Source organism: Frankia canadensis, assembly GCF_900197875.1.
In the GTDB taxonomy this organism is placed as follows: Bacteria; Actinomycetota; Actinomycetes; order Frankiales; family Frankiaceae; genus Frankia; species Frankia canadensis.
Map to the genome: position 1 here is coordinate 1 of NZ_FZMO01000529.1, position 22,242 is coordinate 22,242.

At 73.3% G+C, this 22,242-nt stretch carries 13 protein-coding genes; 1 reads left to right on the forward strand and 12 read right to left on the reverse strand.

All coding sequences use genetic code 11. The annotated features are described in order from the left end of the window. From C1A33_RS28440 to C1A33_RS28475, 8 genes are all read right to left on the reverse strand, one after another. Positions 1–2,458: hypothetical protein (locus tag C1A33_RS28440; protein ID WP_133150870.1), on the reverse strand; the 2,458-nt coding region annotated here is incomplete at its 3' end. Further along, complete coding sequence (locus C1A33_RS28445) at positions 2,455–3,963, reverse strand: hypothetical protein (protein ID WP_101834936.1); 1,509 nt, start codon at positions 3,961–3,963, stop codon at positions 2,455–2,457. The genes C1A33_RS28440 and C1A33_RS28445, both read right to left, overlap by 4 nt. A 9-nt stretch (positions 3,964–3,972) precedes the next feature. Continuing rightward, positions 3,973–5,079 (reverse strand): TRAFAC clade GTPase domain-containing protein, encoded by a 1,107-nt coding sequence (locus C1A33_RS28450; protein ID WP_101834938.1) that lies wholly within the window; start codon positions 5,077–5,079, stop codon positions 3,973–3,975. 4 nt (positions 5,080–5,083) lie between these two features. Further along, positions 5,084–6,196, reverse strand: a complete 1,113-nt coding sequence (locus C1A33_RS35380; RefSeq protein ID WP_165818628.1) for a serine/threonine-protein kinase — start codon at positions 6,194–6,196, stop codon at positions 5,084–5,086. Further along, positions 6,189–6,341 (reverse strand): hypothetical protein, encoded by a 153-nt coding sequence (locus tag C1A33_RS35385; RefSeq protein WP_165818629.1) that lies wholly within the window; start codon positions 6,339–6,341, stop codon positions 6,189–6,191. The genes C1A33_RS35380 and C1A33_RS35385 overlap by 8 nt, the downstream gene beginning before the upstream one ends. Then, positions 6,338–9,577, reverse strand: a complete 3,240-nt coding sequence (locus C1A33_RS35390) for a hypothetical protein (RefSeq protein WP_165818630.1) — start codon at positions 9,575–9,577, stop codon at positions 6,338–6,340. The genes C1A33_RS35385 and C1A33_RS35390 overlap by 4 nt, the downstream gene beginning before the upstream one ends. 97 nt (positions 9,578–9,674) lie before the next feature. Continuing rightward, positions 9,675–12,842: a tubulin-like doman-containing protein gene (locus C1A33_RS28470; RefSeq protein ID WP_101834943.1), complete on the reverse strand. Its 3,168-nt coding sequence runs from the start codon at positions 12,840–12,842 to the stop codon at positions 9,675–9,677. A gap of 109 nt (positions 12,843–12,951) precedes the next feature. Next, on the reverse strand, positions 12,952–15,783 hold the full coding sequence (locus tag C1A33_RS28475) for a vWA domain-containing protein (protein WP_133150872.1): 2,832 nt from the start codon (positions 15,781–15,783) through the stop codon (positions 12,952–12,954). A 758-nt stretch (positions 15,784–16,541) separates the two neighbouring features. On the opposite strand from C1A33_RS28475, the gene C1A33_RS28480 reads away from it, so the two are divergent. Further along, positions 16,542–18,038, forward strand: a complete 1,497-nt coding sequence (locus tag C1A33_RS28480; RefSeq protein ID WP_101834947.1) for a DUF2786 domain-containing protein — start codon at positions 16,542–16,544, stop codon at positions 18,036–18,038. 19 nt (positions 18,039–18,057) lie between these two features. Here C1A33_RS28480 and C1A33_RS38470 read toward each other — a convergent pair whose 3' ends face one another. The 4 genes from C1A33_RS38470 to C1A33_RS28505 form a co-directional block, all read right to left on the reverse strand. Beyond that, positions 18,058–18,615, reverse strand: a complete 558-nt coding sequence (locus C1A33_RS38470; protein WP_341477274.1) for a BREX system ATP-binding domain-containing protein — start codon at positions 18,613–18,615, stop codon at positions 18,058–18,060. After that, positions 18,560–19,009 carry a group II truncated hemoglobin gene (locus tag C1A33_RS28495; RefSeq protein ID WP_101834951.1) on the reverse strand — a complete coding sequence of 150 codons (450 nt, stop codon included), beginning with the start codon at positions 19,007–19,009 and terminating at the stop codon, positions 18,560–18,562. Before C1A33_RS28495 ends, C1A33_RS38470 begins: the two co-directional genes overlap by 56 nt. A gap of 144 nt (positions 19,010–19,153) precedes the next feature. Continuing rightward, positions 19,154–20,842, reverse strand: a complete 1,689-nt coding sequence (thiC, locus tag C1A33_RS28500) for a phosphomethylpyrimidine synthase ThiC (protein WP_101834953.1) — start codon at positions 20,840–20,842, stop codon at positions 19,154–19,156. 129 nt (positions 20,843–20,971) lie between these two features. Continuing rightward, positions 20,972–22,210, reverse strand: coding sequence for a M20 family metallopeptidase (locus tag C1A33_RS28505; protein WP_207770550.1), 1,239 nt, complete (start codon positions 22,208–22,210; stop codon positions 20,972–20,974). Positions 22,211–22,242 lie beyond the last annotated feature (32 nt).

The window sequence follows — 22,242 nt, forward strand, 5'->3', positions numbered from 1 at the left end:
GCGGCGGACGCGCCAGCGGCCTCCGCCCACGGAGGCGAGTCGTCCCAGCCGGGCGGTCCCTAGCCGGGGGCGGGGGCGCCGGGGTCGAAGAATCCGGCTGCGTGGCCTTGCCGGACTGGCCGGACACACTCGGGTGGCCCGGTCCGCCGCCGTCCGCCAGCACGGCCCCCGCCAACCGCAGCGGACAGTCCCCGTCCGAGGCGAAACGCGGCGGGGCATCGTAGGAGCCGAAGTCGCTGACGCACCGCCTGTACCGGTCGCTGATCCGCCGGTCGACCGCGGTGAACAGCGGCGCGAGGGCCGGTTCCGTCGACTGCGGGGAGTGGCGGGCGCGGTCGACCATCCCGGCGTCGAACGCCGGATCGGCCTTGAGCAGGTCGGCGGCGTGCTCCGTGAGTTCGGCGCGGCGCAGGTCGCCGAGGACGGCCCGGCCCAGCGTCGCGTCGGAGTTCAGGGTGGCGGCCAGCAGGTGCCGCGTCATGCCGCCGATCGGCGCGGCGGCCCACCAGCCGGCCGCGTCGGCCCCGCTGTTCGCGAGGACCGGCAGGCGGCCGCTGCCCACCTCCACGGTCACGACCGACCCGTCGAAACCGCTCTCCTCGAGCGCCCGGAACGCCGCCCGCTGCCCCTTGACGTCGAGGACCGCCGTCGGCAGCGGCGGGCAGCCGGGTCCCAGGCCATCGCCGCGGGCCTGCGCGGGGGGCCGCGCGGCGCAGCGGGGAACGGTCCCGACGGTGTCGTCGAGCACCTTCCTGACCGTCGGATCGATGCCGTCCGCCGTCGGCCAGCCCAGCGGCACCCCGCCGAACATGCCAATCCGCTGACGGTCGGCGTCCCTGATCCACTGATCTTCCCGGGCGACGCCTGCACGCTGGTGCTGCGCGGATGAGGGGCCGACCATCACGGCCACCAGGACCAGCAGCGCGCAGCCCGCCGCCACCAGCCCCGGCGCACTGCGCCGGCACCGCCGCTCGAGCCACGTCCACCGGTCGGAACGGACCCGGCTCACCCCACCGAGCGGAACGCGGCTGCGCAGCTCGGGATCTGGTGGAGCCGTGTCGGAGACCTCCCGCCCGCTGGCCACGCCGACGAGCGCCCCCACCGTCCACAGCAGCACGACCAGGCCCACCCCGTCGGAGGCGACGCCGGGCAGCGCCGCCTCGACGTTGACGTTCGACCAGGCCAGCGGCACGAGCGGCAGCGCGAGCGTCACCGCCGTCGCGGCGGCGAGGCTCCACGCCCAGGCACCGAGCGGCCCGCGCCCGGCGCGGGCCGCGAGCCGGACGACCAACAGCCCGATCATCACCGCCGCGACCAGCACGACGATCAGACCGACCCGTCCCACCTCCTCGGCGAGCACGTTCAGCGCGTACCGATCCGCGACCAGGCCCGTGCCCGTGGGCCCGCCACCCGCGCCCACCCCCTGGCCGGGCTCGTAGGCCTCCACGAGCCCCTGGCCGGGCCCGCTGCCGAGCAGCCCACCCCGGGCCAGCGCGAGCGCCGCGGCCCGGGAGCCGTTGTCGTGGTGAAACACCCCCTGCGCCCAGGCGATCAGCAGGTATTCGAGAAGCACCAGGCCACACCCCGCCGCGGGCAGCCCGCGGTGACCGGTGAGCGCCGCGACGAGCACCGCCAGGGCGACCACGGTGGCGAACGCCGGCACCGGATGGCGCGTCCCGAGGATCGGCACCAGGCCCAGGCCGATGATGACCAGCATGGCCGTGGCCACCCGTGCCGTGGCCGCTCTGTCGCCCTGCTCGTCGTAGGAGTAGCGACCGACCAGGCGGGGGTCGAAGCTGATCACCGCCAGCGCGAAGGCGGCGACCACGAGCGGCGCCACCATGGCCCCGGGCCGGACGCCCGCGCCCAGCAGGCGCAGCCGGGGATGATCGCCGTGGTCGTAGCCGGCGAGGCCGACGACCAGGACCGCGACCACGGCCGCGACCACGGCGAACCTGCCGACCCGCGACAGGACGACGTCGTCCTCGAGACTCCACGGCGCCGCCCGCAGCGCACGGACCAGTCCGGCCAGCAGAACCAGGCCACCCGTGCCCACCACCAGCGGAAGGATCAGCCCCGTGAGCGGGTACCGGGTGCCGTCGCCGGCCCCCGCCAGCCGCAGCCGCACCAGCACACCGAACGCCACCAGCAGGTGGACGGCGCCCACCAGCGGCACGACGACCCGGTCAGGATCACCCGACGGTTCGGTGCGTCGTGGCGACGAGCCCCGCGCGCTCACCGCCGCCGCGAGCATCGCGGCCCATCCGCTCAGGCCGATGAGCAGCACGACCATGGACGCCGGCGGCACGCGCAGATCCGGCCGGTGCTGCCGCAGCCCCGCCACCAGCAGCATCGCGACGGCGGCCGGAGCGAGCGCGAACAGCCCCGTCGTCGCCACCAGCGGGCCGTCCACCGACAGCCGCCCGTCCACGGCCTGGCGGCTGCCCGCCGTGCTCACCACAGCACATCACTGACCAGCGCCACCAGGACGAGTCCGAGCAGGCAGACTACGACGACGGCGATGTAGACGGTGACCGGGTCGAGGTGCGGGAACGACATCCGCCGCTCGGCCGGGCCCACGGAGCCGAGCGTGCGCGGCGGAACGACCGTGGACGGTGGCGGCGATCCCGGCGACGCGTCCGGCGTCCACGGACCAGGCCGGGCCGCGGCGGTCTGCCTGTCCGTCTCGGCGGTGGCAGTAGCGGCGGCAGCGGCAGCGGCAGCGGCAGCGGCGGCGGCAGCAGCGGTCTGAACGGCCTGCGCCGGACCGCCCTGCGGCCCGGTGGCGATCGACGACGCCCCCTGCTGTTCCCGCCTGGCCTGCCCGGTTCTGGCGACGCCGAGTTCCTGCCGCAGCTCGACCACCGTCTGCTCGGCCTCCGCCAGGTACTCGCGCAGATGCGTCACCTCGGTCCGGGACGCGGCGAGCTTTCGTTCCCTCTCGACCAGCTGATCCCGCGTGCGGCCCAGCTCGTCGGCCAGCTGCTGCCGTTCGGCCTCCGCCTCGAGAGCACTGGCCTCCCAGCCGCGCCGCTGGGAGTCCCACACGCCTCGCGCCTGCTCCCACTGCCGAGCAGCCTCCGCGTGCGCGTTGCGTTCGAGCTGGACGGCGGCCTGGGCCGACGGCGCTCCGCGGGAGGCCCAGGCGAGCAGGCTGTCGAGGTCGTTGATCTCGAGCTCGGCCCGTTCGGCGGACCAGGACCTGAAGTCCGTCGAGTTCATGAAGGCGCGCACGAGGATCGCCACGGACACCAGCTGGGACGAGCCCGCGTCATAGGCGCTCAGATCGGCGTACGCATCGGACATCACGCTGCCGCCCGGCAGCATGAACGTGATCCGGATGCCCGCCTTCTGCGCCGGCTCCCCCGTCGAGAAGGTCCAGTCCTCCGCCACGAAATCCCGCAGGATCTCCCGTGCGCCCGCCAGCAGCAGAGCCGGGTCCGACCGATAGCCGATCACCGCCAGCCGCCCGGTCCCGACCCGCAGCAGCGCGTCGACCAGCCGCGTCAGCTCCGCTTCCAGCTCCGGTGCCCGGGCGGCGGCCTGCAGGTCGAGGTTGCGCTGCTGGGCGTCGTTCTTCAGCCCCGACCAGCCCAGCGGCTGCAGCGGCTGGGCCGCCCCGCCGGTGCAGTCCCAGTGCGGCCAGGCGGTGGACAGCGCCAGCGCGGTCCCGGCGTTCAGCTCCCGGCCGATGAGCACATGCGCCGCCGCGGCGAGTCGGCGCGAGCGGACGTCCGGAACCCTGCAGATGATCATTCCGCGGTTCTGCGGGTCCCCCGGCACCCGCGCGAAGGACAGGCTGGCGCGCGCCTGCACGTCCTGCGACCGGTAGGACGCATCCGCCAGGGCGACGAACCGGGGGCTGCTGAGAAGCTGATCACCGTCCGCCAGCGTCGAGGAAACCGGCCGGAAGGCGAGCGCCTGCGCGTCATATCGGAGCAGGGCCTGATCGACGATGTCCATCGGATTCCGCTAGCTCCCCCGCACGAAGTGGTCGTCAATTCTGCCCAGCGCCGCCAGAAGGGTGACCAGGGGCTCCAGCACCCGACGCGGTCGCGCCGGACGCGCGAATCGGCCGAGTTCCCCGTCGCCGGCCGGCTGGATGAACGACGAGCCGCTGGCGGAGACGAAATGCAGCGAGCACTGCTCGAACTGGTCGACCGGCGACAGCCAGGCGGTGGCGCGACGCTGGTAGAGAAACGCGTACGCGTCCCGGCTCTCCCGATGCAGGAGTTCGACGTCGAGCACCGACGGTGCGGGCCGGCTCAGCCACTGGTCGACCGGGGGCTCGAACCGCAGGAGATCGGACTTGGTGATCGCGAGAGCCGCCGGAATCGACAGCCTGCGCCGGTGCGCCTCCGAGGGGCGGTCCCGCAGGCCCGCGATGGTGGCGGCGTACGTGGGATCGTCGATGATGCCGCTGTCATTCCCACGCCGCGCGCTGTCCAGCGCCAGCGTCGGATCCGCGACGAAGATCAGACCGTCGACGCGATGCAGGAAGCGCAGCGCGACCTCGTCGCCGTGCAGTCCCTTCAGCTGCTCGCCGGCGGCGTCGAAGAAGACCAGCGGAAAGCTGTGCCCGGAATACGAGGTCAACAGCACCGAGTCCGCGTATCTCACCAGGTCGGTGATGTTCGTGTGCGGCGGGGCTATGCCCCGCGTGTAGAACGGGTCGACAACCGCGGTGCGGTACTGGCTGTGCTCGGTCAGGTTCACCGGAACGGTCTGCAGGCCGCGTGGTCCCAGCCGCTGCCGGTCGATCTCGCCTGACATGGCGGCGAGCAGGCAGGTCTTTCCCGCCGACGAATTGCCCACCAGACCGATCACGATCGGCCGGTCGTTCAGGACGAAGCCGACCGGGAAGTAGTGCGCGTCGTCGCCGATCCGGTTGGGACAGCGAATAATGGTGCCCTTCGCCTCGGCACTCCAGCGAAGGCTTTCCCTGGCCGGCAGGGTCACCGGCTCCGGGATCCCCTGGGCGTTGCGCCGGAACACCCGGCTGCCGTCCCAGTCGAACTCCTCCAGGCAGATCACACAGGTGACCGGCTGCCCGCCGCCGCGCTCGTCGCCGCCGCTCATCGCACTACCTCCGGCCACGCCGGGCCCGCCGCGGCCGGCGCTGCGGCCCGGTCGGCCCGACTGGGGCGGACGGCCCGGACGGCCCGGACGGGCCGGGCCCGGGCGAGGACGGTTCAGGTGACACTGGCGGGCGCGGTCCGGGCGGCGGCTCGCTGACCGCGAACGCCGACCAACTCGGGTTCTTCGAGACCACGATGCGGTCGTATTCGGCCCGTCCCTCGCCGAACCCGTCGGTCTCCGGCCGAGGCAGGTCACCCGGCGCGATCGCGTTCCCCAACCGACCCAGCAGCTCCGCCGCCTCCGGTCGGCTCGCGACCGGCGAGAAGACACCGCGGAGCACGTTCGCGAGCGACGGTATCCCGCTCGCGGCTATGTCCGGCAGGCCGTCCGTGCCCAGCCGAAGCCCGTGCGCGGTCACACTCAGAATCGCGCACCCCACACTGAACACATCGTCCCGAGCATCGACGAGACCACCACCGCTGATCTGCTCCGGTGCCTCCCAGTCCCGCGCCGTCCGCTCCCCCGGCACCCGCACCTGCGCCAACCGCCCGCGCGGCTCCCCCACCCGTCGCGCGTACTCGAACCGATTGATCTGCACCAGCCGGCTCCGCGCGTCCCAGTGCACCGTGTTGTCCCGCACCTGACGATGGACCACACCCAGCCGATCCAGCACCACCAGCCCCCGTGCCAGTCCCGACGCGAAGGCACGCAGGTCATCCGGCGACGACAACGACCCCGCCGTCCCCGACGACCGCAACCCCGCCAACGGCATCCCGAACTCGATGGTGATCACGAACGGCTGGTCGCAGTCCACGTCGTATCCCACCAGCCGCGAGAGCTCCCACGGATATCGCCGCGGCTTCTCCTCCCACGGCCACATCCGATCCACGTCAAACCGCCGCAGCATCCGCAGCCCCATCGCGATCGCGTTCTCCAGCGCGAACTCCGCGCTCTCCCCGCCGATCGCATACCGAATCGCCAGCGGAAAGTTCTGGTAGCGGCCGTGCCGGGTCCGGAAGTTCCGCGTCTCATCTGCCGGGCCCGGCGCCATCTCCACCTCCCACTCCACCCGCGACCCATCCGGCCGGCAGAAACTCAAGCTCTCGACGTCAGCCACGACCGCCTCCCAGCCCGCCATCCCGGCGGGCGACGGTGGTCCGGCGCAGCCAGGTGACGAACCCGGGCAGGATCGGCCACGAGGCGATGGCCAGCGGAGCGAGCCCCAGCAGGCCGGCGGTCAGAACGAGGACCTGAAGGATCACCAGAGATCGTTCTCCTCATCCAGCGGAGGAGTCGGGTGAGCCGGCGGCGGCGAGATGTTCACGCCGGCAGCCGGCGGCGGCATGTGCATCGTCCGGTCCTCGTCGTCGTCACCGCCGATGTCGCCGCCGTCGCCGCCAGCCCAGCCGCCCGGACGCGGATCCGGGCGAGCCCACCGGACCGACGCCGCGCTTCCCGGCCCGCCGGCCGTCGCGCCCGGATGAACCTCACCACCACCTGGCGACACGTCGGGCACCGGTGGCACCGGTGGCGACGAGGGGGTGTCGGGCGGCGCGAACTGAACCGAGGACGCGGACGAGGCCGACAGTGCGCGCGGAACCGCCGACGGGGACGGCGCGGGCTGCGGGTGCGGCGCCGATCTCGGCGACGGGCGGGACGAGTCGGACGTGAGCGGCGGGGCCGCGGCCGGCGGCGTCCCGTCCGCCGCCCGTCCGGCGACGGCGGCCGGCGGGTCCGCGGCCGGGACGCCGTCGGGCGGGTCGGCCGCGTCGACGGAACCAGCCTCGGTGACGGAGCCGGACTCGGTGACGGAGCCGGACTCAGCGACGAGGCCGGACTCAGTGTGGGAGCCGGCCTGCGCGCGGGAGGCGTCCTCGGCGCGGGAGGCGTGCTCGGCGCGGGAGGCGTCCTCGGCGACGGGGGCCGGGAGCGGGCGGCGGGCTCTGGGCGGGTCGGCGCGGCGGGCGGAGGCGGCGTTGAGCTGGGTCAGGCGGATGAGGCCGGCGATGTCCGGGGAACCGGTTCCCTCGTCGCGGACCGGGTCGGCGACGCCCGGGACGAAGCGGACGATCGGCGCGGCATCCGGGGTCTGGTCGAGCAGCCGCAGGTCCTCCTCGTTGGTCAGCTGCAGCAGGCCCGGGAGGTTCGCGGTGGCATGACGCAGCCGGTCGAGTTCCGGGGAGCCGAGCCACACCTTGCGGGCGAGGTCGACACGCCGGCGGTGGTCGGCGTCGAACGGGGGGGCGGCCAGCGGCCCGCGCCGCTCCAGATGCTCGTCGTAGGCGCCGAGCAGGGAGGTCAGGGCGTCGTGCACCGTGCGGGTGATGTCGTCGCGGCGCTCCCGGGCGATCTCCTCGCCATGCGCGTTGATCACCGTCCGGATGGCCGCCGCGACATCGTCGGTCACGATCTCGGCGAGCGCCCCCCGATTGGCCCGCAGCTGCCGGCTGACCGCGGGGGCGATGCCGAGCGTCGTGCCGCTCTCCCGGTCGGCCGTCGCGACGACGTCGGTGGCACCGGCTCCTCCCGGCATCGGGCCGAACCCGCCGGGCTGGCCCATCCCGGCCGGCGGACCGAAACCACCCGGCGGACCGAAACCACCCGACGGGCCGAAACCGGCGGGCGGGCCAAACCCGCCAAACCCGCCAGACGGGCCGGCGTCACCGGACGGACCGAAGCCGCCAGGCTGTCCGGCGCCGAGCGGTGAACCGAAGGCGGAGGGTCCGACGGGTGTCGGCCGGCGTTCGGCGAGTGTGGCCGCGGCCGCCTCGACCGCGTCCGCGAGCCCGCTGGCCAGCCGGGCGCCGCCGAGACGGTAGTTCGCCAGCACCCACTCGTTGAGGGCGACCCGGCGCAGCAGGTCACCCAGCGCCCTGACGGCACCGGCCGCGTCGGTCAGCCGCAGGCTCCGGCGCCAGGCGTCCACCGCTCGCCGCCACCACAGCAGCGGCGCGGCGGTCAGCAGCAGGCCCACCACCAGCAACGGCAGGCCGAGCCCCAGTCCGATCGAGCCGGCCGAGGCGCCGGCGGACACACCGATCACGCCGCCGGCGACGGCGTCGAGCGAGAACCAGAGCGGGCTCAGCCGTGACACGTCCCGCGGGTCCGGGGAGTGCTTCGGCTGGGGAACCGGCCGCCGCCGGTACAGCTGGACCGACAGGTAGACGGTGACCCCGACGGCGAGAGAGGCGCCGAGCAGTCCCCACGGCCACCACAGGCCGGCGAGCAGTGCGCCGACGAACGCCGTGGACAGCGTGCCGGTGTGCAGCCACCGCGGGAACCGGGGCGGCACCTTGAGCGTGTCGAACAACGCCGCCGGGCAGATCTCGGTGACCTGGGACGCGTACGGCGCGCTGCCGGTCGGCGCCGCCCGCCCGGCCAGTTCCCGCAGCCGCAGGGCGATCGCGGCGAGGGGCTCGCGGGCGGTGAGCGCCACGTCGGTCTGGCGGCGCAGCGCGGCGCGCACCTCGCCCGGTTCGGCCGCCGGCACCGGCCCGACCTGGATGCCGAGCACGCTCAGGGCGTGTGCCTGCTTCTGGCCGATGCCCTCCTGTCCGCCGGTGGTGCGAAGCGCCTCGTGCAGCCCCCGCGCGAGCTCCTCGAGGTGGGTGCCGGCGGCGACCAGTTCCGTCCACACGAGCTCGCCGGCGGGCACCTCGCCGCCGCCGGGTGCCGGACGTCTGCGGGTGAAGGGCTCCTCGCGCAGCGTCGTGAGCAGATCCTCGGCCGTCGTGAGGTGTGCGCGGGCCTTGGCCGCCGCCTGCGGCAGCGAGCCGCGGGGGTCGACGATGTTCCCGATGCCCGCGACGTCCTGGCTCGCGGCACCGGTGAGCAGCTGGTCGATCTTGACTGCTTCGTCGGGCGGCGGGGTGCCGGAACCGGCGGGGCCGGTCTGGGTGAAGTGGCCGAACGCGTGGCCCGCCGCCTCGTCGAGGATCTCCCGGTCGACGCGGCCGAGCAGCAGCGCGATGGCGGGGGTCGCGGCCTGGTGCGCACAGGTGCGCAGCACGTGCTCGCGCACCCGGGTGAAGACGCTGGGAATGCTCAGCGCCTGCACCAGGCCGGCCAGGTTCGCCGCCGCGTCCTCGTCGAGCCCGAGCGCCCGGCCCGGCTGGCCGGGCGTCCAGCGCACCCCGCGGGTGTCGCCCGCCCACAGCACGGGCAGCTCGGGGATCGGCGGCAGGTGGAGCCGCTCACCACCGCCCTGGCGGCCCAGTGCGAGCAGCAGCAGCTCCGACACCGACGGGGCCCCGGCGAGCTGGATGAACACCTGGCGGTACTCGGACAGCAGGTCGGCGTCGGCGAGGACCAGCACCCGGCTGGTGTCCACACCCTTGCGGCGCAGGTGACTCTGGTACTCCCGCTGGATCGCGCCGATCGGGGTGCGCAGCGCGCGCTGCGGCTCCTCGCGCAGGTCGACGACCACGACCACGGCGTCGTCGTCGACCCCGCGGCCCTGCCCCGCGCCGAACCCGCCCACGAACGCCGGGGTCGTCACCGTCGCCCGCCCGTCACCGTCGCCCGCCCGTCACCGTCGCCTGCCCGTCACCGTCATCCCCCGTCACAGTCGTCTGATCACCGCGGTCGATCCGTCGTCACGGCGTGCCGGTCGCGTAGTCGTAGAGGTCCCGCAGGTTGCTGCGGATGGCGTCGTCGTCGGGGAACGGCAGGTCCTGGGCCGCGGGCACGGTCCTCGTCCAGAACTCGAGGAGCTGGTCGAGACGGCTGCGGCTGGCGGGCGGCAGGCCGTCGCGGAACTTCTCGATCCGCGCGGCCTCCTTCTCGGCCACGTCGATGAACGCCCGGTACGCCTCGGACGGCGGCTGCGGCTCGGCCGTGTGCCCCCGCGGCCGGATCGTGCGAAGGCTGCGGGTGAACGCCCGGCGCGCCTCGTCGTCGTCCTCGACGATCGCCTGCTCGTAGGCGCGCAGCAGCGACCCCCACGACGACGTCTGCCCGACCCGGCGCAGCGGCAGGTACATCGACTGCGCCTCGTCGTACTCCACCGCCTTGACCAGGACGGACTCCGGCGACTCGAGCGGTCCGGTGACCGTCATCTGGCCGTTCCACATGGCGCACAGCAGGCGGTGCAGGATGACCGCGCGGTTGTCCTCGGTCATCGCGAGCCAGCCGTAGTTGTAGCCGAGGCGCTGCCGCCAGCGCAGGTAGTCCGCCGGATCGTTGACCACCAGCGCCTGCGACCAGAACCGCAGCAGCTCGCGGACCTCGCGGACCTCGTTGACGGCCATCGACGAGCGGAACAGCACCACGACGATCGAGTCCGCCTGGCCCGCGCGGTACTCCGGGGTCACGCCCTGGTCCGCGGGCAGCGCGAGTTCCTGGGTCAGGCAGGCCGCCACCTCGGTCTCGGGAACCTGTTTGACGGCCGGATGCGCGATGAGGATCTTGAGCTGACCGGCGCCGTCCGGGGTGAACCCGCCGGGCAGCAGCGCGCGGAGCTGATCGTGGAACTGGCGCAGGTCGGTGGGGTCGACGTCGGGTGCCGCGCTGCTCGCGGCCCGGGCGAGCAGCCGGCCCATGGACGGCAGCAGTGGCACGCCGCCGCCCTCGGCCTCCGCGAACAGCGCCTTGACCTCCTGCTTGAGCCGGTCCCGCAGGCTCGCGACCGCGCGCTGCGGCGCGCCGCGCTCGCTGATCTCCTCGAAGGCCTTCGTCCAGTCCTCGCCGCGCACCAGCACCCGCACGACGTCCGCCTCGGCGGATCCCTCCGGATGCTGGCCGCGGGCGAGGAACGCGCGCAGCACGGTGCGGTAGAAGACGTCGAGGTTGCCGCCGGCGGGCAGCAGTTGGCGGATGCCGGTGCGGTCCTGGCTGAGAGCCACGGTCCGCCGGTCGAACTCGTCCGGCTCGGCGCGGGCGAACACCCGCAGCGCCTCGGCGAACTCGTCGAGGTAGCCGGTGGCGGTGTTCATCTTCGACTGCCACACCCGCGACTGGCGGCCCCACGCCTCGTGCCACAGCCGCCAGGTGTTCCACCGGTGCCAGTGCTGCAGCGTGGCCACGGCCTGCTGGGCCGGCGGGTCGCCCCACTTGGCCTTCGAGGTCATCCGGTTGCGGATGTCCGGCAGCAGCGGGGCGGCGGCCGCGGTCGGCGGCCGGTTCGGCAGCTGCGGCGGGGTGTTCTTGCGGGCCTCGAGCAGCCCGAGCAGCCCGGTCTTGTCGTTCGGGTCCGGCAGTCCGGGATGACCGCGGACGAGCCGCTGCAGGCGGAAGACGTCGACCTCGGTGAGCAGGACGCGCGCGGCCTCCACCGGCTGGAATCGCTGGCCGGCGATCTCCTGCACCCGCTGGTCGACCTGCTGCGCGTGCGCGCGCAGCACCGCGCCGATGCTGTCGGAGTAGTCGGTGAGCGACTTGCGGATCTCGGCGGCGCCGTCGACCATCCGCGGCGCCGGCACCGGCAGGTCGGGGCGATCGAGGATCTCCCCCAGGTTCGCCGCGCGCGCCATCCGGCCGATCAGCGGGACGTTGTGCTCGCTGCCGCCGGGCGGTGCCGTGTCGAGCTGGGGGACGGCGCGGGCCAGCAGCCGGCCGGCGACCAGCTCGGCGAGGTCGTCGCCGGGAACGGTCAGCGAGGCGACCAGCGCGGTCGACACGCCACGGTGGCCGATACCGGAGTCGGCGGCGGTGTTGCGGGTCGCGGCGCCGTTGATGAACGAGTCCGCGAACGACTGGAACGACTGGCCGACCACGACCGCGTGCTCGGCCTGCTGCTCGGAGGTGATGAGCGAGAGCACCAGGGACGCGATCGAGCGGTGGATGTCGTCCTTGTCCATACCGGGCGTGCGGCTGAACAGGAACCCGGTCTGCACCGTGCCCGGCGCGATCTGGATCTTCCGTCCGGGGTAGGCCACGTCGACCGGCCGGCCGATGTTGTCGGAGTGGCCGAGAACGCGCCGCGCCTTGCGGGCGTTCTGGTCGTCGACCAGCCGGAAGAGGTCGAGCAGCGCCCGGCCGGCGTTGAGCTGGGCCGAGCGGCCTCCGCCCCTGCCCTCGTCGAAGGCGCTCGGCATGAGCACCAGCGGGTAGATCTGGGCGCCGATGCGGGCCCGGTCGAAGGCGTCCGCGATCAGATGCAGGTAGTCGTAGAAGATGCCGGCGCCGGTGCCGCCGGCAACCGAGAAGGCGACGAACACGTCGCAGGACCGGTTCGACTTCCCGCCGAGCACCCCCAGCTCGGCGCCGGCGCGGCTCACCGCGTCGATGGCCTCGCGCAGCGGCTGCTGGCCGGGGCCGACGTCCTCGCGGACCGTCTCGAACAGCGCGGCCCGGCCGACCGTGGGCAGCTGCCCCGCGCCCCGGGTGATCGGTGCGACGAGCGGTTCGTCGAGGGTCGGCGGCAGCCAGGACTGGACGTACGGGCCCGCGGTCATCCGCAGGTTGCCGGCGACGTCGGAGTACGTCTGGAACTTGGGCACCAGCCCCCGGACGAGGTGGGCGTTGCGCGCGGCCGCCTGCTGGTGCACCGGCGCGGGCACGGTGGCGCCGTGGATGCGGTCCAGCTCGGTCTCGTTCAGGTCGGCGTAGACGAACTGCAGACAGCCCGGCAGCTGGAACGGCAGGTAGCCGGAGTTGCCGTGCACACCCATCCGCTCGGCGAACGCCGTGCCGTCCGGCCCGCACAGGGCCTGCCGCAGCCGCCGCTCGAGTTCGGTCCCGATGGCGCAGCCGGTTCCTCCGAGGCCCACGAAGACCAACGGCTGGTAGATGTTCAGCCCGAAGGCGCTGTCCCGCGTCACCATGCCTGTTCCGATCCGTGTCCGCGTCGTCCGCGTCGAGTACTGCCGAGGTGCCTGTTCCGACGACCGTCACCGCCCCGCGGTGGCTGCCGGGTCGGACAAGCGCCGAGGGTCAGAACTGGGTCGTGTTCCAGTCGTCCCCCCAGGTGCCGCCCGGCTGCGCCTGCGCCCCCGGCCGCAGCGTCGGCGCGTCGGACACCGACCCGTAGCCGTCCGCGCCGCCGTCGTATCCGCCGGCTCCGTATCCGCCGGCTCCGTATCCGCCGCCAGAGCCGTCACCGCCGAAACCGCCGGCGCCGTCGGCCGGGTCGCCACCGGCGCTCGCGGCGAAGGGGTCCGGCGCCGGCTGCCTACCGCCGTTTCCCCGCGCGCCGTGGCCGCCGGCGGCGCCGGCGCCGGCGAAGGGATCGGCACCGGCGTGACCACCACCCCCGGCGTTCCCGCCGCCGAACGGGTCCTGACCGCCGGCCGGTACGGCGAACGGGTCCGGGCCACCCGCGGGCGCGGCGAACGGATCCTGACCGCCGGTCGGTGCCCCGAACGGGTCCGCGGACCCCGCGCCGAACGGATCGTGCCCGCTGTCCGGTCCCTGGCCGCCGCCACCCGCCCACGGGTCGTCCGAGGCGAGCGGAGCCGGTCCGGCCGGCTGGACCCGCCGGTCCTGCAGCCACAGAGTCGCCCCCGAGGGCAGCGGGATCCGGGTGCCCGCCTGGTCGGTGCGGCTCTCGCCACCCGGGCCGACCACGGTGAGCTGGCCGTGCCGCGCGCGGCGGACGGTGTAGACGTTCGCGGTGTCGCCGGGGTTGGCCAGCGCCAGGCTGAGAGGCAAGCCGGGCTGGTCGTGCAGCACGAACCGGAAGCGGTCGGCCCACCTGCGCGGCGCCGCCACGTCGATGGGCGGCAGATCGCCGCGGGCGGCGTTCGCCTGCAGATCGCAGACGTCGACGCGACGGCGCCAGCGGGCCCGCAGCACCAGCGCGGCGGCGATGCCGAGGAGCACCAGGACCAGGACGAGGACCAGCAGATACAGGTATTTGGCGACGAAGCCGGGCGGCGCCTTGACCGTGAGGTTGAGCTGTTCGTCGTCGAGCGTGACGTCCTGCCCGCCGGCCGACACGTCGAGAACGCGCGCGAGCCCGGACCGCGCCCCGTAGGCCGCGTCGGCCGCGACGGAGATCGTCAGCGCCTGGGTGAAGCCGCTGGCCCCGGCCGGCACGGTGAGGTCGGCAGGCGAGACCGACAGCCCCGGCAGGCCCTCCAGCCGCACCCGCAGCTGCCGGGGGGACGAGCCGGGGTTGTCCGCGCGCAGGGTCGCGGTGATCGTCGCCGGTCGGTGCACGCCGCCGACGGCGGGCACCTGGAGGACCGCGCCGCCGGAACGCCGCCCGGCGATCGGGTAGGACGCCGACTGCAGCGTGCCGCGCAGGCCCTCGCCCTGGACGCTGCCGGTGAGCCGCAGCAGGCCGGACGCGTTCTCCGGTACCTGTACCCGGCCCGAGAAGGTGCCGTCCGCCGCCTTCTGGTCGGCGACGCGACCGTCATCGGCCAGCAGCACCTGCCGGTCGGGAAACCCCTCCCCGGCCAGGAACGCCTGGAAGTTCAGGCCCGTGAGCTGCTTCGGGTCGATCGGCTCGCCCCTGCTGGTCTGCAGCGAGACGTAGACGTTCGCCGCCTGGCCCGGCTTCGGGGAGGAGGGCACGAGCCGGACCACCGAGCTGAGCTGGCCCAGCCAGGTGAGGTCGGCCAGCACGGTGCGGGGCTGGGTGCCGGGCGGCCAGGTGAAGGTCACCTTCCAGTCCCCTGGATACGGCCTGGAGATGAACAGCGACTCGGAGTCCGGGGCGCTCGTGTTCAGGGTGAAGCGCGAGCCGTTCTGCTCGCCGCTGCCCAGTACCCGATTACCTCGCGGATCGGTGTACGTGATCTTGATGTTCGGATCGCGCTTCAGCGCGTTGATGGTGGCACTGGACGCGGTCGGCGGAATGGTCAGCGACAGCGTCACCGGCTTGCCCGGGCCGCCGTCGTCCTGCCGCTGCTGGTAGCCCTGGCAGCTCGCGTTCGCCAGCACCTGGTCGAGCGTCTGGCCGACGTCGGAGGCGGTGTTGGCCCGGTGGTAGACCGGCGCCGCGACCGGCACCCCCTGGCAGAGCGGGTTCACCCCGGCGCCGAACGTGGCGAGCTGGCGCATCCAGTTCTCATCCAGCCCGCTGCCGAAGCCGACCGGCCAGATCTGCGCGCCCAGGGTTCGTGCCCGCGGCGCGACCTGGGTGGCGATCACCTGGCGGGCGGCGACGTTGCGCTGGTCGGCGGTCGCCTGCGGGTCGGCGAGCCTCGCCCCGAAGCGCGACACGTTGTCCACCCGCAGGCCGCCGTCGGTCAGCAGGAAGACCACGTTGAAGAAGGCCGGGTCCCTGTTCGCTTCGAGGATGTCCAGGGCCTTGGTCAGCGCGGCCTCGTGATCGGTGCCGTTGCCTTCCTCGCGGGTGCGGTTGTGCAGCGTGGACAGGCAGGTCCGGAAGTCGGCGCTGGCCACCCGCGCCATCGGACAGGCCTCATCGGTGGCGCCGTGCGGCCGCTGGCTGACCTCGGGGTAGTCGTCGGTACCGAAGCCGACCACGGCGATCTCGGAGGACGGATCGAGCTGCCCGCTGTTGGCGATGAGGCCCGCGGCGTCGGCCTCGTGGCGGACGGACTCCACGCTCTCGCTGTTCGACTCGTCGACGAGCACCACGGCATGGACCTTGGGACGGCCGTCGGCGCCGACTGTGGCGGGACCGCTCCCAGCGGTCGACAGCGCCGCCGGCGTGACCGACGCCGGTGCGTGATCGGGCGTCACGGCGGCGAGGGCCGGCGCGATCGTCGCCGCGACGACCGCGAGCACGGTCGCCGCGACCGACAGGGCTCTGGGAATCCATTCGCCCAGGACAACAGTTCGGTCGGGCATTGTTGTGCGCCTCCCCCAAAGGCTCACGCGGTGCCTGGCGCCACTGGCACCAGGCCGTTCGCGCTCCTCGCCATCCCCGCGGCGTGTTCACCCCGAAAAACGGCCCATCGGCATGGACACCGTGGCATGGCCGTGCGCAATCGCAACATACACCGCACCATGTCCCTGACCTAGTCAGGCCGGGCAGGTATCCGACGCCGGCCCCGCCAACCGCCATTTCAGCGAGGCGATCGACGGGCCACCGGAACGTCGACAACTACAACAGGTAATCAGAACTACGCCGACCAGGCGCAGACCACCACTCCATTTCCAACCCGACGGTTCCCATGACCAGGAATTTCGCGCCATTTTCCTGCTTGCGAACAAGCGATGGGATCGATCACAAAGAGTTACGGGGCATGGGGGGGTGGGGCCAGCCGGCGAGGCGGCTATGGGGTCACGCCTCAGCGCTCCGTCACCTCCTCCATGCCTGCGCGACAGCCGCCTTCTGACCGAAGACGACACGATCTACCGTTACGGACCGCGAGCCGACCGCGCGACCCTGGCGATCGACTGGCCAGAATCACCGGCAATGGCCATCCAGCGGCCAACTGGCGGCTCGCGTGGCCAGCCGGCCTCCGTGGCCGTGGGGACGAGGCTCCCGGGGTGTGGTCGTGGCGCGGGCCGTCGTGGCGGGCCCGGTGCGGACCGTCCCGGCCGGCGTGTGATCGTGGAGACGGCCCTGGGAGGCCGGTCGAACCGACATAGGCGAGGTGGCGATGGGCAGCCGGAACCGTGAGCGACGCAAGGCGAAGCAGAAGGCCCGCGCGGACCGCGTCAGGGAGCAGGGGCGTGCCCAGGCCCAGCGGCACGGCGAGCAGCCCGGTCAGCGCGGTGGGGCCGCTGGGCCCGGTGAATTCGAAGATCATGGCGGGGTCTGGGGCGATGGCCTGGGCTGGGCGAACGGGACTGCCGCGGGTCCGTTTCGCCGCGAGCGCGGCCAGCGGGAGGCTCTCCGGTTCGCCGACCAGCTGGTCGCGACGGGGGTGAAGGCCCGGGCCGACGAGGAGGACGCGGTGCTGGCCGACGTCGTCAGCATCCTCGGCTCCGCGCCGGGCACGGTCGGACGCCGCGTCGTCAATCGGGCCCTGCGCGGCTGGTTCGACCGCGCGATCGAGGGTGCCTGGGCGCGCGGCTGGCAGCCCGTCGACCTGCACCGGATCGTTCGCCGCCAGGCCAGCGGGCGCCACACGCGGCTCGTCGTCGACGCCATCGCCGCGCAGATGCGGCAGTACGCGGCGCCCACCGTCGACGAGCGGTGGGCCGGCCAGCTCGACGCCCTCGACGCCGGCGTGTGGTGGACGGACGACGACGCCTGGCTGGACGGCTGGGGCGAGCGGGAGAGCCGCGACCGGGGGGAGGTCCTGCTCGACGCGCTGGAACTGCTCGCCGTGGTGCACTGCCTGCCGCCGATCGAGACCCTGTGCCCGCCGCCGGGTTCCACGCGACGCGACCCGTCGGGCCCATCCACGGCGCGCTCCGGGGCGGGCACCGGGGCGGGCACCGGCCACGGCACCGACACGCGCGTGCTCGACCGGGTTCGCGCGCTGCTGGCGAAGGCGGAGTCGACCGGGTTCGTCGAGGAGGCCGAGGCGCTGACCGCCAAGGCGCAGCAGCTCATGGCCCGGCACAGCATCGACGAGGCGCTGCTGGCGGCGCGGGAGGGATCCCGCGATCGACCGGTGGGTCGCCGCATCGGCGTCGACAGTCCGTATGAGTCACCGAAGGCCGGTCTGCTCGACGTGATCGCCGTCGCGAACCGGTGCCGCGCGGTGTGGTCGAAGAGCCTGGGGTTCGCCACCGTGGTCGGTTTCCGGCCCGACCTCGACGCCGTCGAGCTGCTCTACACCTCTCTGCTGGTCCAGGCGACCACGGCGATGACGGGGGCCGGAAGCCGCCAGGACCGTCACGGACGGTCTCGGACCCGGTCGTTCCGCCAGGCGTTCCTCGCCTCGTTCGCGATCCGCGTCGGCCAGCGCCTGACGGCCGCGGCCGAGCGGGCCGGCGAGCAGGCCGCGGCCGAGGCCAGCGACGACCGGCTGCTGCCCGTGCTCGCCGCCCGCTCCGACGCCGTCCAGGACACCCTCGAGACGATGTTCCCGCAGCTCACCACCCATGCGATCAGCACGTCGTCCGACGCCGAGGGATGGGCGTCCGGCCGGGCCGCCGCCGACCTCGCCACCCTGCACGCACGCGACGAGGTGACGACGACCTGATCCCGCCGGCTTGCCAGGCTCACCTGCCCGCGGAGGACTGGTAACGCGGCGGCGGCGGGCGAACATCGGGGCACGCGTCGAGACCGTGGCCAGGCTGCGTTCGAGCAGTTCGTCGACGGCGGCGGCAAGCCTGTCCGTACTCTCCTCGGACGGCCTTGAACACGGATCCGCCGCCGGCCGCCGTGTCCAGCTCGCGGTCAGGCGCGGGGGTGAAGGTCTCCAGCCCGACCGCGAGCAGGTCGAGCCCAGCGGCCGGTACCGTTCCGCGGCGGAGCGCGTCGATGACCGCGCCGCCCGGGCGGGCGAGGCCCGATCGACCACTTCGGGCTGGCCGTCGACTCGTTGACGACCCTGGAGGCGACCCGGGACCGGCTGCGCGAGCTGGGAGCCGACCTCGGCGAGATCCAGCGTCTCGGCTCCGAGTGGTCTCTGTTCTTCCGCGAACCCGGACGGCATGGAACTGGAGATCTGTTGCCGCGCCTACGAGTGACCGGCGCCGCTCGCTCCCCAGCGCCGACGGGTCAGTGGACCAGGCCCTGGTATCCCCAGCGCGGGGTGGGGCCCGGCCGGCCCAGATCGGTTCCGGCGGGGTCCTGGGAGACCTCCTGGGCGATGGCGGTGCCCCACTCGAAGTAGTCCATGAGCGTCGCGGCCAGCTCCGACCGGTCCGGAAGGACCTCGTCGATCGCTTGTGCCATCAGGTCAAGCCAGCGTCGCCGGTGCTCGTCGCGAATGCCGAGCCCGAGGTGGCTGCGCAGCAGCGCCTGGTGCCCGCCGAGCCGGGCGGAGAAATCCGCTGGCCCGCCGAGGACCTCGGCCAGCCAGACGGCGACGTGATCGAGGTGGGTTGGTGTGAAGTCGGCGAAGACGGGAGCGAGCAGCTCGTCCGCGAGGACGCGGCGGTAGAACGCCGCGGACAGGAGCCGCAGCCCGGCCAGGCCGCCGACGTCGTCGTAGAGCGAGGAACTCACGATTGCCTCCGAGACGCGCTGGGACGTTGGAGTGCTCGGACTCCACGATGCCAGACGATCCTCTCAGCGCTCCCAGCTCTGACGTTTCCTCGCCCGGCCGGTGGGGCCACCGGCCGGGCGTCCCGGGCGCCGCGCTGTCGCGGGTCAGACGTCAGCGAGCGGCAGGTAGATGTGGTTGCCGCCGGAGACGAACTCGGCTGACTTCTCCCGCATCCCCTCCGCCAGCGCCAGCTCGTCCCCGATCCCCCGGACGGCGGCGTACTCCCGCACGTCCCGGGTGATCTTCATCGAGCAGAAGTGCGGGCCGCACATCGAGCAGAAGTGCGCGGACCTGGCCGGGGCCGCCGGCAGGGTCTCATCGTGGTAGGACGCGGCCGTCTCGGGGTCGAGTGAGAGGTGGAACTGGTCGTTCCAGCGGAAGTCGAACCGGGCGTCGGACAGGGCGTCGTCCCAGGCCTGGGCGCCGGGGTGCCCCTTGGCAAGGTCGGCGGCGTGGGCGGCGATCTTGTATGCGATCACGCCGGCCTTCACGTCCTCCCGGTCCGGCAGGCCGAGATGCTCCTTCGGCGTGACGTAGCAGAGCATCGCCGTGCCGAACCACCCGATCATCGCCGCGCCGATGGCCGACGTGATGTGGTCGTAGCCGGGCGCCACGTCGGTGGTCAGCGGGCCAAGCGTGTAGAAGGGCGCGTCGTGGCACAGCTCGCGCTGGAGCTCGACGTTCTCCTTGATCTTGTTCATCGGGACGTGGCCCGGCCCCTCGATCATGACCTGGACGTCGTGCTCCCAGGCGAGGGAGGTCAGCTCGCCCAGGGTCGCCAGTTCCGCCAGCTGGGCCGCGTCGTTGGCGTCGGCGATCGACCCGGGCCGCAGCCCGTCGCCCAGGGAGAACGTCACGTCGTAGGCGCGCAGGATCTCGCAGAGCTCGGCGAAGTGGGTGTAGAGGAAGTTCTCCTCGTGGTGCGCCAGGCACCAGGCGGCCAGGATGGCGCCGCCGCGCGAGACGATGCCGGTCCTGCGTCTCGCGGTCAGCGGGACGTGACGCAGCAGGACGCCGGCGTGGACGGTCATGTAGTCCACGCCCTGCTCGCACTGCTCGATGACGGTGTCCCGGTAGACCTCCCAGGTCAGGTCGACGGCCTTCCCGTCGACCTTCTCCAGTGCCTGGTAGATCGGGACCGTGCCGACCGGGACCGGCGAGTTCCGGATGATCCATTCCCGGGTGCGGTGGATGTCACGGCCGGTGGACAGGTCCATCACCGTGTCGGCGCCCCAGCGGGTGGCCCAGACCATCTTGTCCACCTCCTCCTCGATCGAGGAGGCCACGGCGGAGTTGCCGATGTTGGCGTTGATCTTGACGAGGAACTCCCGGCCGATGATCATCGGCTCGCTCTCGGGATGGTTCCGGTTCACCGGCAGCACGGCCCGCCCAGCGGCGATCTCGGCGCGGACCGTCTCCGCCGGCACACCCTCCCGGACCGCGACGAACTCCATCTCCGGGCTGATCAGACCGCGCCGGGCCAGGCCTAGCTGGGTAGTCGCGCCGCTGACCCCCACACCCCCGCCGGCCGGCCTGGCGCCGGCGCTCCCGCCGGCAGCCCCGGCGTCCCCGGCGTCCCGCTCGGCGATCCAGACTGTCCGCGACCGCGGCAGCCCGACCCGGACGTCGACGGACACGGCGGGGTCGGTACGGGGGCCCGAGGTGTCGTAGAGCACGACGCGGTCCCCGGTGGACAGCGCCACCTCGCGCATCGGCACCCGAATATCCGGCCGTGGCCCCGGAAGATGGATTTTGCGGCTACCCGGCAGTGCTTCGACCTGGGCTGACGACATACCAGCACACGCTCCCTACGCCGGCATTACCCGGACAGGTTCGGCGGTCGGCGGCCCCGCTCGGGCTCGGAATGCCCGGCAGCCGCCCTCTCAGCCCCCTTGGGTGGGAGCTCCCGTGTGCTGGGGACATTACGCTTGTTTCGGCGCCGAAACCCCGGTTTCCCGCACCCGAGCGATCAGATGGGCGAGGAGCTGGGTACGCGGGATCATCTGGGCGACCTCGACGTACTCGGACGCCGTGTGGGCGCCGCCGCCGACCGCACCGAGGCCGTCCAGGGTGGGGCATCCCACGGCCGCGGTGTAGTTGCCGTCGGAGGCACCACCGACGGCGATTCCCCGTAGCGGTCGCTGGCCGAGGTCCGTGGCGATCGCGGCCGCGAGGGCGAACAGGCCGGCGGAGGACTCCGGTTCCATCGGCGGTCGCCGTCCGCCGCCCAGCACCGTCAGCCGGGCTCCGGACGTCCGGGCGGCGAGCGCATGCATGGCATCGTCGATGCGGGCCTGCGTCGAACGAGTCGGTACGCGCACGTCCACCGATATCCTCGCCTGGTCGGGCACGGTGTTGACGGTGCTGCCGGCCGTCAGCAGGGTGGGCGTGATGGTCGGTGGTCCGAGGACGGAGCGGGCGGCGCCGTCGGATTCCATCAATGCCGCGAGATCGGCGATCGCCAGGACCTGGTGAGCGGCCTCGATCGTGGCGTTGACGCCCTTGTGGGGTTCCAGGCCCGCGTGCGCGCCCCTGCCGTGCACCACCACCTCATATCGTGAGGTGCCCTTGCGGGCGGTCTTGAGGGCGCCGCTGACATCCGCGGACGCCTCCAGCACGAAGGCGGCCGCGCAGCCGCGCGCGCTGTGCTCGATCAGTTCCCGTGACGTCGGGGAACCGACCTCCTCGTCCCCGTTCACCAGGACGCACACACCGTCCGGGGACGGCAGAGCGGCGAGCGCGTGAAACATCTGCACCAGACCCGCCTTCATGTCCAGCACCCCGGGCCCCCGGGCGATCCCGTCGGCCACCGACCAGGGATGGGTGTCGAGCGAGCCAGGCGGGAACACCGTGTCGTGGTGCCCCAGCAGCAGGACGCGCGGTGTCCCGAACGTCCACCGCAGATGGTTCACGCCGTCGATCACCATAGTTTCGGGTGGGGCGCCCAGCAGTCTCGTTCCGAGGGCACCGACGACCTCGGCGCTGCGCGCCACGGCGGCATGGTCGGCGGAAAAGGACTCGCAGACGACGAGTTCCCTCAGATCGGCCAGCATCGCCGGCAGTCCCGGCAGTCCCGGCAGTCCCGGTAGTCCCGGCAGTCCCGGCAGTCCCGGCAGTCCCGGCAGTCCCGGCAGTCCCGGCAGTCCCGGCAGTCCCGGCATCGCGAATTCCGCCCGCCCGGTCACCGGCCCCA